This window comes from Streptomyces parvulus (genome assembly GCF_014648855.1).
Lineage (GTDB): Bacteria > Actinomycetota > Actinomycetes > Streptomycetales > Streptomycetaceae > Streptomyces > Streptomyces parvulus.
Genome location: NZ_BMRX01000015.1, coordinates 128938 through 141284, shown reverse-complemented (window position 1 = coordinate 141284; position 12347 = coordinate 128938). Strand labels below are relative to the sequence as shown.

Below are 12347 nucleotides of genomic sequence, written 5' to 3'. Positions count from 1 at the left end.
GCGCCTCAGCGGTCGGTCTCCGCGCGGATCCGGTCGAGCCACTGCCTTCCGAGCCGGAGACCGTCCGGGAACCGGTCGTGCCGGTCCCAGCGCCACGTGGTGATCATCGCCAGTACGAGGAGCCGGCAGTCCCGCAGCAACTCCCGGTCCACGCCCGGATAGTGCCCGCCCACCTCCTCGGGGGCGTGGGCCAGGTCGAACTCGACTGGGCCGCGGCAGCACGTCTCCAGGTCGATGAAGAGCGGTCCGTGCCGGGTGGTGAGGACGTTGCCCGGATGCGGCTCACCGTGGAGCAGCTGGTCCGCGGCGCCGCGTTCGCGGACCGTGCGCTTCAGGGTTCGCAGGGTGCCGCCTAGCAGCTCGCGGTCGGCGTCGTTGAGTGCCGGGGTGCGTTCGCGGTCCGCCACCAGTCGCTCGGCCTGCTCGACCCGGTCAGTGAAGTGCGGCGCCGGGGCGTCGACCCGGCGCAGGCCGAGGTGCAACCGCTTGAGCGCGTCGGCGTAGTCCACGGGCGGGAGTTGCTGGGGCGGCACGGGCTCGTAGTAGGTCCACAGCGTGATCACGAAGCCGTCCCGCTCGTGGACGACCGGCTCCACGCGGGGGTCCAGGGAGGCGACGGGGCATCCGGCCGCCGCGAACCGCCGGGCCAGGTCGACCTCGAACTCCGAGACGTGCTCCGTCGCGGGTGCCACCCGGGCCAGGACGTCGCTGGGCAGCAGGCGCAGGGTGAGCTTGTTCGAGTCGTGGAGTACGGCCGCCGCGTCGACGGCCAGGCCGAGTGACGAGGCGGTGGTCCTGGCCGCGGCCACCGCCCGCCGTGCCTCCGGCTCCCGCACGTGTCGGCGCTCCTCTCCCGCAATGCCGCCCGGCTCCGGTGCGCGGCCGGCTCGTCGGCGCCGCCCGGCTCGCGGGCGCTGCCCGGCTCATGGGTGCCGTCCGACTCGCGGGCGCGGCCCGGCTCATGGGTGCCGCCGGGCGACATCACCGCGGCGACTGCTCGCGGCGCTCCGACAGTAGTCGAGGGCGGGGCCGCCCGCCCGGGAGATTCGGTCAGCCGCCCTGTCCGGCGCTGCCGATCGGCCCGACCTCGACGGGGGATCCGGTGCCGTCCGTGACGGGGAGCGTGGCCGCGCCCGGCCAGTCGAGGGTGACGGACTTGGTCTCGTCCGGCGGGGTCACCACGAGACCGGTGATCCGCACGCCCGAGCCGCCCGAGTCGTTGATCGGGTACTGGATGCCGAAGGCCACCGACTCGCCGTCCTTCAGGGTGCCCGGGACGACCGGGTCGCCGCTGCGCTTGGCGGACAGGGTGCCGGAGGCGGTCTTCAGGTCGACGCCCGCGTACCCGGAGATCGAGCACTCCCGGCCGCCGCCGTTGGTCAGCTCGACGGCGACGGTGCCGTTGGTGTCGCCGTCGATGGTGGAGTCGATCGCCTTGAACTTCAGCTCGTCGGTCCGGCACTTGCCGGCCTTGCCGTGCTCGCCGGAGCCCGACCCGGTGGCCGAGCCGCCGGCCGCCTCCTGCCCGTCGGCGCTCGCCCCGGCGGATTCCTCCCCGCCGCCCTGCTGCGAGTCTTCACTCGAGCCCGAGCCGCCGTTCGCGGACGCCTCGCCGGCCGCGGCCGACTGGTCGCTCTGCCCGGCTGCGTCGTCGTTCTGGCAGGCCGTGAGCGAGAGGCCGGCCACTACGGCGAGGGCGGCGAAGGTGAGCTTGTGAACGCGCATCGTTGACTTCCTCGGTATCGGTTGGGAGGGCCGACCCGCCGGTACGAGTGGTTGCCGTACCGGCGTCTGTGCTGTGGAGGAGGTGCCCCGACCGGCAGTGCGTTCCGCCCGACCCGCGCCGAGGACATTCCTGTTACACGCACCTGACCGGCGTCGCACCGCAGCCGCATCGCCAGGGCGGTGCCACGCCCCGCAGCGAGCGCCCCGAGCCCGGCGAACGGACTCCGCCGCGTGCCCGGTCGCCGTCGCCCTCCGCCGGGACAGACCTGTGACCCGGCGGATCTTGACCCGCGCCGCCCCGGCCGGGGTGCCCCCGGGGCCGGCCCGCCCGAAGCGCGCTAGCGTCCGGGCCCATGACGTCCTCCTCACTGGAACGATTGCGGTCGGAACTGCGGGAGCTTGCCGAACCGAAGGTGCGCACGCAGCTGGAACGGGTGCTCAGCCCCGCGGCGGACGACGAACTGCTCGGCGTACGGGTGCCGGTGCTGCGCGGGCTCGCGCGGTCCCACCGCGGATTGCGGTCGGTGGAGGTGGCGGACCTGCTGAGCAGCCGCGTCCACGAGGAACGCTTCGTCGCGCTCCTCGTGCTCGCCGAACAGATGCGCCTCGCCCCCGACCGCGCGGCACGCGGGAAGCTGGCGGACTTCTACCTCGCGCACACCGACCGTGTGGACAACTGGGACTTGGTCGACGGGTCCGCGCCGGTCGTCCTGGGGACCTGGCTCCTGGACGAACCGCCGGGCGTCCTGGAACGGCTGGCGGCCTCGACTTCCCTCTGGGAGCGGCGGATCGCCGTCGTGGCCACGCTGACACTGATCCGCGCCGGCCGGTACGGGCCGACGTTCTCGCTGGTCGTCGCGCTCCGCCGGGATCCCGAGCCGCTCATCCACAAGGCGCTGGGGTGGATGCTCAGGGAGATCGGGCGCCACGACGAGCGGGCGCTGGCCGACTTCCTCGACCGGCACGCCCCCGGGCTGCCCCGGATCACCGTGCGCCACGCGACCGAACGCATGGCGCCGGAGCTGCGGGTTAGGTTCGTGCGCCGGGGCTAGGCCGTGTCCGCGAAGTCCCCCGCCAGCCCGATGGTGCCTGCTGGAGTCCAACGTACGACGCCCCCACGACGCCCGGCACCCGCTCTCGCCGCACCGTGCGACGCACCCACCTCACAGCCCCACGGCCACCAGCGCGATGTCGTCCCGGGCGCCGTGGCTGACGCCGAGGCTCTCCAGGAGTACGTCGGCGAGGCGCTCGGGGTCCAGGCCGAGGCAGTCGCGCAGGGTGTCGGTCAGGCGGCGCAGGCTGACGTCGATGTCCTCGTCCCGGCGTTCGACGAGACCGTCGGTGTAGAGGACGAGGATGTCGCCGGGCTGGTAGGCGATGCCGGCCTGCGGACGCGGCACATGGGTGGGCCGGGCGCCGAGCGGCGGGTCGATGGCCTGGTCCAGCAGGTGGCAGCTGCCGTCGGCGCGCATCAGGACCGGCGGCGGGTGCCCGGCGCTGGAGTAGATGATCAGCTGGGAGCGGGTGTCCACCAGGGCGGTGACGGCGGTCGCGGCGAGGGCGCCCTCCACCGAGCGCGCGTACAGGCCCAGCACCTCCAGCGCCTGGGCGGGTCCTGGGACGGTGCGGCTGGCCGCCGACAGCGCGCTGCGCAGCATCCCCATGACGGTGGCCGCCTCCAGGCCGTGGCCGACCACGTCCCCGACGGCGACGAAGAAGCGCCCGTCGGACAGGTCGACGGCGTCGTACCAGTCGCCGCACACGTTCAGTGAGCCGATGGCCGGCAGGTAGCGCACCGCCACGTCGGAGTGCCGGGCGAGGTCGGGCGAGCGCAGCATGGCCTCCTGGAGTGTGATCGCCACCTGCCGCTCCCGGGCGTGCGCCTGCCGCAACTCCTCGTTGAGCCGCTCCAGTTCCTTGGCCCGCGCGTACAGCTCGGCCTCGATGCCGGCCTCCATCCCGGCGTCCGCCGGGCCCGGGTCGTCGGCGGTGGTGCGGCGCCAGTGCCGGCGGTCGCGGATGAAGGCGGTCACGTCCTCGACCCGGTGGATGATCCAGGCGACCTCGCCCTCGGCGTCGAGGACCGGGGTGTTCACCGGCGACCACCAGCGTTCCTCGAAGCCCCCGGGGTGGGCGGTGCTGGGGATGTCGTACCGCTGGATCGCCATGCTCTCCGGCCGGCCCGTGGCCAGCACGCGCCGCAGGGAGGCGGAGACCTTGCGGGCCCCGTCGGACTCCGAGACGGCCGGGTTCTCGGGGACCGCGTCGAAGAGGTACCGGCCGAGCAGGTCCTCGGCGGCCCGGCCGGTCGCCCGGGAGTAGGCCGCGTTGACGCTCACGATCATCAGGTTGCGGTCGACCACCAGGTAGGGACTGGGGGTCGCGGCGAAGAGTGCCGCGTAGTCGACATGCCCCGTCCACGGTGGCTCAGGAGTCACACCCACCTCTCCAATGTACGTAGGCGGTCCCGGAGCCGCACGCCGTCGCGGGGCGGCAGCGCGTGGTCACTCGCGCAGCCGGAGCAGGTACACGGCGGTGAGGGCGACGGCACGGTCCTCGTCCCGGGACAGCTCCTCCAGCGCGCGTCTCGCCCTCGCGCCGGGCACGCCCGCGAGCGCCTGGGTCAGGCGGCCGCGCGCCCCGGGTCCGGTGGCGCCCTCGGTGAGACGGGCGACGAGCCGGCCGGCGACGGCGTCGGCCGACGCGGGATCGGCGGCCAGCACGGCGAGCGCGTCCGCGGCGTCGGTGTCGTTGCGCCCGTCGACGATCATGTCGACCAGCTCGGGGACCGCGTCGGTCACGCCGCGCGTCCCGAGCGCGGGCGCCGCGCACCCGCGTACCACGGCGTCGGGTGCGTCGAGAGCGCGCCGCAGGTGCTCGGTGGCGTCGTCGCCCGGCATCGCGGCCAGGCACCGCACGGCGCGCTCGCGCACCGCGGCCTCCGGCGCCCCGAGGGCCCGGGCCAGGAGCGCCGGGCTCCGCTCCCCCGACCGTGCCAGCGCCCAGCGCAGGGCTCCGGCGACGTTGGTGTCCGTCTCGGTCAGGACCGCCTCGACCAGGGCCTCCACCGGCACCGGCACCTCCTCGCCGGAGGAGAGTGCGGCGCGCTGGCGGGCGTCGGGGCTCTTCGACCCCAGTGCCTGCAGGAGCGCCACGATCTGGAGCACGTCCTCCCAGTCCGCGGGGCCGGCTGCGTCGATCCGGGACAGCCGGGCGAGCAGCTCGGTCTCGGCCGCGACGCGTTCGTGGGTGCGCCGGACGAGGTCGCCGACGAGCTGCGCGGGCGTGAAGCCGGGGTCGTCGAGCGCCCGGCCGATCTCCCGCAGCGACAGCCCGAGTGACCGCAGGCTCTCGATGTGGAAGATCCGCCTGATGTCCCGGCCCGAGTACTCCCGGTATCCGGAGCCGGTCCGGCCGGAGGGGCTGACCAGGCCCAGCGACTCGTAGTGCCGGAGCATGCGGGCACTGACCCCGGACCGTCGCGCCACCTCACCGATCAACACGTCCCATCATCCCCCATGGGCGTCGCCGGCGTCGGGGCCGAGGGCCACCACGCGCTTCGCCTCCTCGATCGCGTGGCCGAAGCCGGTGTCGGGATCCCGCAGCAGCCGCTCGGTGGCGAGCGCGTGCGCCCGCACGAGGGGGTCGGCGCCCGTCGCGGCCGCGCGCACTGCGGGCACCACCTCCTCGCCGAGGGCGACCAGCGCCCGGCTGAGGCTGAGCTGCGTCTCCCGCCCGCCGCGGCCGAGCTGGGTCACCAGGCTCCGCGCCAGCGCGGGCTCCTCCCCCACCGGTACGAGTACGGCGGCGGCCCGCCAGGCGCTGCGCGCCACCTCGTCGTCGGGGTCGGACAGCAGCGCCTCCGTGACGGCCGGCCAGGCCCGCCGGTCTCCGACCTTGGACAGCGTGTGCAGCGCCTGGCTCCTCGCCCTCGCGTGCTCGGAGCGGACCTCGCGGACCAGCACGGGCAGTGTCACCGAGACCGGGTGCCGGGTGAGCGCCCAGGTCAGCATGTCGCGTACGAAGAAGTCGGGCTCGACGCCGCACCGCTCGACGAGCTTGCCGACGAAGCGCGGGTCGGGTGCCGTGCCCGCCGCCAGGGCGGCCCGCAGCCGCACCGACGAGCGGTCGTCCTCCAGCGTCCGGAGCGTCCGGACGACGTCGGAGTCTTCCTGTTGCGTGGCCGTCATCGTGACCACCTCCCTGGCGAGCAGTGAAGGCCTTGTCACGGTGTCAAGGTCAAGGGGGCCGCGATCAAGAAGGCGGACGCCGACGGCCACTGTGCGCGGCCGTCGGCGTCCTGGTCTCCGTCAGGGGTGTCCGCGGTGGGCGGTCAGTTGGCGTTCACCAGGTCGTGCGGTGGCACGGTCACCGTGCGCGCGTCGGGCTTGCCGCCCAGCACGATCTTGCGCAGGGCGCTGTTGTTGTCGGTGCTGGTCTCCTTCAGGCGCTTCTCCGGGTTGGCCAGCACCTGGATGTAGTACGTGCCGTTGGGCACGTCGGTGATGTCGAAGGACTGGCCGGGCAGGTCCTGGGTGTAGGTGTCGCCGGAGCCGACGTCCAGGACCTCGCGGACCGAGATCGAGTTCTCCTCGCCGCAGGCGGTGGCGAGGTCGGTGTTGAAGGGGTGCCAGTTGGCGTTCTTCACCGTGTAGTCGATCGCGTCGGTGTTGGCGAGGCAGAAGGCCTCCTTGCCGCTGCGCACGGCCTCCTTCTTGTCCGCCTTCAGCAGCCGGTAGCTGGCGAAGTCGGTGAAGTGCCAGTGCACGTGGCCCGGACGCGGGTCCCACTCCATGGTGCCGGTCGGGGTGTAGCCGACCTGCTTGCCCTTGGCGTCGTAGAAGTACTGGTAGGCGTCCATCTTGGCCTTGCCGGGCGAGCGGAAGCCGTCCACCACGAGCTGTGCCGGGCCGGCGTTCCAGACGTTGGCGCTGAAGGCCAGGTAGTCCTTGCCGGGGACGTTCTTCTCGCCGTCGCTGATGACGATGCCGTAGGCCGGCAGCGAGCGCAGGTCGGGCTTGGGGACGTCGGGTACGGCGGGCTTGCCCGCGGGCCGCTTGGCGAGCGGCTGGAGGGCGGGTGCCTTGCGCGAGCCGTCGGTCTGGCCGCCCGTGTCACCGACCCGCATCGAGCGGGCGGCCTGCTGCTTCTTCAGGGCCCAGGGCAGGGCGGGCGGAGCGGCCTTGAGCGGGCCGTGGCCCACGTTGTACGACGGGCTCGCTCCGCTGGTGACCGGCGCGCCGGCCTCGGCGGGGGCCGGGGCGTGTCCCGGGCCGTGGCCCGCGTGCGCGGCAGGGGCCTGGTGGGCGGCACCGTGCCCGGCGTGCCGCCCGGCCGACGCGGCCGCGGGGGCGGGCTGGGCGGCGCCCTCCTCGTCCTCGTAACTGCGCTCCTGCACGGTCACCTTCACCGTGGCGGGCTTGTCGGCGATGCCGAACAGGTCGCGGTACTTCTTGGCGACGCCGACCTTGGCGGTGTAGGTGCCGGCCGGCAGCTGGACCGTGTCGGTGTAGGAGCCGGCGTAGGTGTTGGCCGCCCAGCCCTTCTCCACGCCCCACACCGAGCCGAGGGTGAACGGGTTGGTGGGGCAGCTCTCCGGATACTTGGAGGTGGCGGGCGCGTCGGGCTTCACGCGGCCGCTGGCGTTGTTGGGGCAGAAGTCCTCGGTCCGGCCGAGGACCTTCTTGCCGGCCTTGTCGGTGACGGTGATCTCCGCGAAGCCGGGAAGCCCGGAGAAGTCCTTCACGGTGCCCTTGGGCAGTGTCTTCGCCTTGGCCTTGCCGCCCTCGTACACGGTCTGGGTGACGGTCACCGGGTCCTTGTAGGACTTCCGGGTCGCCTTCAGCTCGAACGGCGTTCCCTCGGCGGTGAGGTAGGTGCCGAGATCGAGGTAGACACCCGGGTCCTCCTTCCAGGAGGTGAGGGTGATCGAGCCGGTCGCGGCGATGAGGCTCAGCTTGGGTCCCGTGGCCGCCTTCGCCGGTTCCGACGTGGCGGCCACGAGGCCTGCCGTCACGGCCATGGCGGCGACGGCCGTGGTGCCGGCGAGCAGCGGACGCCGCAGCCGGGTGGTGCGCGTTCTGGTCATCGATCCCTCGTCCTCCGGGTGTCGGGTGGGCACTCGCTGTGTCCGCGCTGTGAGAGGCGGGGACCCGGTGACGGGTTGTCCGCGACGATGAACGGGCACGCAGGTTGGCCGGATCGCTCCGTTCCAGAAGAAATCAGGCTGAAGTCCCGGGTATCGCCCACTCGGTGACGAGGTCTCTGATATGGCGCTCGGTGACACACCGCGCGGCTGGAGCGCATGGCGAGGGCGGGGTCGCGGGCGGGTGGGGCCCCGCCGCGTCACAGCGGCCGGCTGGGCCAGTCGAGCAGGCGGGCGCCGATGACCGACGTCTGCAGCATGTAACGCTGGACGGGTTCCGTGGGGTCGACGCCGGTCAGCGTGTGGACGCGTTCCAGGCGGTAGGTCAGGGCGCGGACGCTCAGGGAGAGCCTGCGCGCGGTCTCGGCGGCGACGCAGCCCGCGTCGAAGTACTCGTTCAGCGTGTCGAGCAGGGGCTGTGCTCCGCCGCGGGCCTGCTCCAGCGGGCTGAGCGTCTCGCGCACGAGGTCCACCAGGGCCGTGCGGTCGCGGGCGAGGACGGGGAAGACCAGCAGGTCGGCGGCGCGCAGCAGCGGGTCGTCGAAGCCCATCCGGTGGGCGACGTCCAGGGCGTTGAGGGCCTCCTGGTAGCTGTGGCCAATCCCAATCGCGCCGGAGCGGGGGCGGCCGAGGGCGACCTGGCCGCCCTCGGTGGCGGCGTGCGCCTGCTTGGCGAAGCGGGTGAGCACGTCCCCCTGGTCGCCGGGGGCGATGCAGACCATCCGGCCGTCCTTGGTGGTGAGCAGCAGGCGACGGCTCTCGAAATGGCTGAACAGGGCGTCCTGCACCCGCCGGGGGACGGAATCGGTCTCGTCGTAGGCGACCGGTCCCTCGGCGACGGCCACGGCGTGGTCGCGGGAGAGCCGCAGCCCGAACCGCTCGGCACGTGCCGCGAGTTGTCCGGCGTCACCGCGCCCGTGGAGCAGGTCGTCGATGAACTCGCGCCGGGCGGCCTCCTCCTGGCGGATGACCAGCCGCTGGGCGCTCTCGTAACCCTCGGCGAAGGCGTCCAGTGCCTGTTCCACGACGGAGAGCACGTCGTCGGGCGAGGCCTCGGCGGGCCGGGCTCCGCGGCCGGCCGCGAGGTGCTCCCGGACCAGGACCCGCCAGCCGAGCCCGGAGGCGGCGGCGCGTGCGCCCAGTTCGCGGCGTACGGCGCGCTCCTCGCGGGTGAGGCGGCGGCCGGTGACGGCGGCCTCGGCCAGAAGGGCCACGAATCCGTCGAGGAACGCCGCGGGCGTGTCGTGTCCGGTCACAGGTCCCTCCGCGCCGTCGAGTGGTGTCCGATTCCCGGTGCGGACGCGCGGAGCCGGCCGTGCGTGCTCGGCGGGCAGGAACGTGCCCGTGGAAACAGTGAGGCTCGCTAAACAAGTTTAGCCTACGGTCCACGCGATGCCCGGGCCGTCGTCGGCGAGCGGCAGCGCCGCGAGCGCCCGCCAGCCGGCGGGTGTCAGGGAGACGACGTGGAAGGCGTCGACCTCCGTGACGATCGGGAGTCGAGCGGCCGTCCGGGCGGCGATGACGCCCGCCGCCTCGGCCTCCGCGTCCAGCGCCACGGTGACGTGGACCGGCGGATCGGCGCCGAACCGGCCGCCGTAGGGGACGTGCGCCGGAAATGCCCTGCGTACGGCGGTCGCCGCGGCGTCCAGCTCGGGGACGGGGACGCCGACGAACCCACCGCGGCGCTCGACCGCCGCCAGCCGGATCCGGAGGGGGCCGGGGGGCAACGCGGTGCGCAGCAAGCGCAGTTCGGGCTCGCCCACCTCGTCGGCGGCCAGCCACGGGTAGAGCAGCGCGGCGTGCGCGGGCACGCCCGTCCGCACGGCCCGCGGGTCCACGCGGGCCGCCGCGTCGAGCAGCGGTCCGGCGTCCGGCACCAGCGTCAGCACCGCCGTCGTCCCCACCTGGGTCATTCTCCGTACCCCTCTCCCGAGGCAGACTCGCCGGTGGCGGTGTCACAGCCGCCGGACGCGGAGCACGCCCGTCAGCATCGGCAGCGTGAACTCCCCGCGTGCGGTCTCCGCCCGGCCGGCGAGGAACGCGCGGATGCGGCCCAGGGCGGCCGCGCGCTCCGGTTCCGGCATCACGAGCATCCCCGCGCGGGTTCCGAGGGTGGCGACGAGGGAGTCGGCGGTCCGGCGCTGCCCGTGCGGGAACTCGGCCCGCTCCGGTGAACCGAAGCGGGCCCGGGCCGGATCCGACGGCAGGTGCACGGCGGCCGTCTCGATCCGCCAGGCGGCGGGTGTGTCGCGCGGGCCGACGGCGGCGCTCCCGGCGGTCCGGGCGAGTTCGGCGACCCACCCGGTCCGGTCGTCCAGGAGGTTCCAGAGGCCGGCCAGGACTCCCCCGGGCGCGAGGACCCTGGCGATCTCGGGTCCCGCGACGGCCATGTCGAACCAGTGCATGGCGTTGCCGGCCAGTACGGCGTCGACGGAGGCGTCGGGCAGCGGGATCGCCTCGGCGCTCCCCGCCAGGGCGCGGACGTCCGGCAGCGAGCGGCGCAGTTCGCCCAGCATCGCCGGGTCGGGTTCGACCGCGACGAGGTCGGCGCCGAGGGTGGCCAACTTGGCGGTCAGCTTGCCGGTCCCGGCGCCGAGGTCGAGCACTCGCGGGCCCGGCGCGGGTTCCAGCGCCCAGGCGACAGCGGCTCGGGCGTAGTCCGGGCGGTGCTCCGCGTACTCGTCGGCCGCGGCACCGAACGAGGAGGCGTGGGCGGTCCGTTCACCGTTTCTCACGCAACGGCTCCGCGCGGCCCGATGCGGCTCGGCCGGACCACCGGCCTCATGACTTGCGGGCCATTCCGGCGGCGATCAGCCGCTCCCACACGGTGGGCTCGCAGGGGTTGGCGCCGGCGTGCCACAGGGACGCGGGGACTATTCCGGGTTCGAGGATCTCGAGGCCGTCCAGGAGGGCCGCGATCTCCTCGTCGGTGCGCCACCGGCCGCGGCCGAACGTGCCCTGGAGGACCTTCTCGGCCCCGGTCGTCTCCGGGTTGTTCCCGGACCGGAAGTGGCTGACGAAGAAGTGACTGCCGCAGGGCACCTGTTCCCGCCAGTAGCGGACGATCCCCGCGGGGTCCTCCTCGTCGTTGACGTGGTGGAGGATGGCGCTGAACATGACGGCGACGGGACGGTCGAAGTCGATCAGCTCCCGGGTGTGCGGGTGGGCGCGGACCCCCTCGGGGTCGCGGACGTCCACCGGCACGACGCGCGTCCTGTCGTTCTCCTCCAGCAGCGCCCGGCCGTGGACCAGGACCTGGGGGTCGGTGTCCACGTACACCACCCTGGCGTCCGGATCGTGCCGCTGTGCCACCTGATGGACGTTGTCGGCGGTGGGCAGGCCGCTGCCCAGGTCGATGAACTGCCGTATCCCGGTGGTCGTCACGATCTCCCGCACCGCCCGGACCAGCGCCGCGCGGTTGGCGAAGGCGATCGCCACCGATCCGGGCAGGTCGCGTTTGAACACGTCCCCGATCTCCCGGTCCACGGCGTAGTTGTCCTTGCCGCCGAGCAGGTAGTCGTAGACGCGGGCGATACTGGGCCTGGTGCTGTCGATGGAGGAGGTCTCTCCGGTCATGGCCCCCATCCTCTCCCCCGACGGGCCCCGCCCACCACCGCTTTGCTCCCGTTACCGGGCGGGACGGGCGGCCCGCGTCGCGGCGCGCGTCGGGTCCACGTCGGTGTGCAGCAGGTAGTGGTCCGAGTACTCGCTCCGCACCACGCGGTGCCGCAGCGGGGCGATGCCGCGCAGGAAGACGTAGTCGAACTTGCTCTGCCACTCCGTCGTCGGCGCGCACTCCGCGGCCGGTGCGGGACCGCACGCGGGGTCCGTGTCGGTGGCCAGGGCCCACATCCGGGAGAGTTCCGGCGCGTCCGGTACGGCGTTGAAGTCGCCGAGGACGATGGCGCGTTCGCTCCGGGCTACGGCCTTCGCCAGCACCCGTGTCTGGCCCTCGCGGAACTCCTCCTGGCGCCGCTGGGCGAGGTGCGTGTTGAAGACCCGCACGGATTGGCCGCCCACGGTCGTGGTGACCGCCATGTAGCCGCGGTCCTCCGATCCGCCCTCGGGGTACTCCACCTCGACGCGGTCCGTCATCGGGGCCGCCGACAGGAGCGCCTGCCCGAATCCACCGGGGTTCCACGGCGCTCCGCCGCAGCGGCTCCAGTTCTGCAGGACCGAGCCGTAGGCGACGTGGTAGCGCAGGCCGTAGAAGACCTCCAGGTAGTCCCGGATCTTCTCGACGTCCCGCGCGCACGCCTCCTGCATGCCCACGACCTGGGGCGCGTACGTGGCGATCTCGGCCGCGCGGTCGACGTTGCTCGCGTCGCAGGGGTTGCAGAGGTTCCACGTCATGACGCGGTTCGGCACGACGTCCGTCACGGCGTCGACGGGAAGTGCCCTGGAGAACGGGGGGCCTTCGGGTGCGCTCGGGCCGAGCAGCAGCAGACACGCCACGGCCGCGGCGCATGCGAGCCAT

The 12347-nt window shown here is 73.7% G+C and carries 12 protein-coding genes; 1 reads left to right on the top strand and 11 read right to left on the bottom strand.

Annotation, left to right across the window (positions count from 1 at the left end; all coding sequences use genetic code 11):
* Positions 1-5: 5 nt before the first annotated feature.
* Both IE108_RS27875 and IE108_RS27870 read right to left on the bottom strand, forming a co-directional pair.
* On the bottom strand, positions 6-836 hold the full coding sequence (locus tag IE108_RS27875; RefSeq protein WP_064725944.1) for a phosphotransferase: 831 nt from the start codon (positions 834-836) through the stop codon (positions 6-8).
* Positions 837-1050: 214 nt separating this feature from the next.
* Complete coding sequence (locus IE108_RS27870) at positions 1051-1725, bottom strand: DUF4232 domain-containing protein (protein ID WP_064725945.1); 675 nt, start codon at positions 1723-1725, stop codon at positions 1051-1053.
* Between the two features lie 353 nt (positions 1726-2078).
* Here IE108_RS27870 and IE108_RS27865 point away from each other — a divergent pair, with 353 nt between their 5' ends.
* On the top strand, positions 2079-2777 hold the full coding sequence (locus tag IE108_RS27865; protein WP_064725946.1) for a DNA alkylation repair protein: 699 nt from the start codon (positions 2079-2081) through the stop codon (positions 2775-2777).
* A 111-nt stretch (positions 2778-2888) separates the two neighbouring features.
* On the opposite strand, the gene IE108_RS27860 is transcribed toward IE108_RS27865, so the two are convergent.
* The 9 genes from IE108_RS27860 to IE108_RS27820 form a co-directional block, all read right to left on the bottom strand.
* On the bottom strand, positions 2889-4163 hold the full coding sequence (locus IE108_RS27860; RefSeq protein WP_064725947.1) for a PP2C family protein-serine/threonine phosphatase: 1275 nt from the start codon (positions 4161-4163) through the stop codon (positions 2889-2891).
* A gap of 66 nt (positions 4164-4229) precedes the next feature.
* Entirely contained in the window at positions 4230-5228 is a 999-nt protein-coding gene (locus IE108_RS27855) for a MerR family transcriptional regulator (RefSeq protein ID WP_064725948.1), read from the bottom strand.
* A gap of 6 nt (positions 5229-5234) precedes the next feature.
* Positions 5235-5915 (bottom strand): HEAT repeat domain-containing protein, encoded by a 681-nt coding sequence (locus IE108_RS27850; RefSeq protein WP_064725949.1) that lies wholly within the window; start codon positions 5913-5915, stop codon positions 5235-5237.
* A 143-nt stretch (positions 5916-6058) separates the two neighbouring features.
* A complete protein-coding gene (locus tag IE108_RS27845) occupies positions 6059-7813 on the bottom strand; it encodes a lysyl oxidase family protein (RefSeq protein ID WP_064725950.1) in 1755 nt (584 codons plus the stop codon).
* Positions 7814-8070: 257 nt separating this feature from the next.
* A complete protein-coding gene (locus IE108_RS27840) occupies positions 8071-9126 on the bottom strand; it encodes a PucR family transcriptional regulator (RefSeq protein ID WP_064725951.1) in 1056 nt (351 codons plus the stop codon).
* A 117-nt stretch (positions 9127-9243) separates the two neighbouring features.
* Positions 9244-9783 (bottom strand): 2'-5' RNA ligase family protein, encoded by a 540-nt coding sequence (locus IE108_RS27835; protein ID WP_202545841.1) that lies wholly within the window; start codon positions 9781-9783, stop codon positions 9244-9246.
* A gap of 42 nt (positions 9784-9825) precedes the next feature.
* A complete protein-coding gene (locus IE108_RS27830) occupies positions 9826-10605 on the bottom strand; it encodes a class I SAM-dependent methyltransferase (RefSeq protein ID WP_064725952.1) in 780 nt (259 codons plus the stop codon).
* Between the two features lie 46 nt (positions 10606-10651).
* On the bottom strand, positions 10652-11446 hold the full coding sequence (locus IE108_RS27825; RefSeq protein WP_064725953.1) for an SAM-dependent methyltransferase: 795 nt from the start codon (positions 11444-11446) through the stop codon (positions 10652-10654).
* Positions 11447-11497: 51 nt separating this feature from the next.
* On the bottom strand, positions 11498-12250 hold the full coding sequence (locus IE108_RS27820) for an endonuclease/exonuclease/phosphatase family protein (protein WP_229852443.1): 753 nt from the start codon (positions 12248-12250) through the stop codon (positions 11498-11500).
* Between the last annotated feature and the right edge of the window lie 97 nt (positions 12251-12347).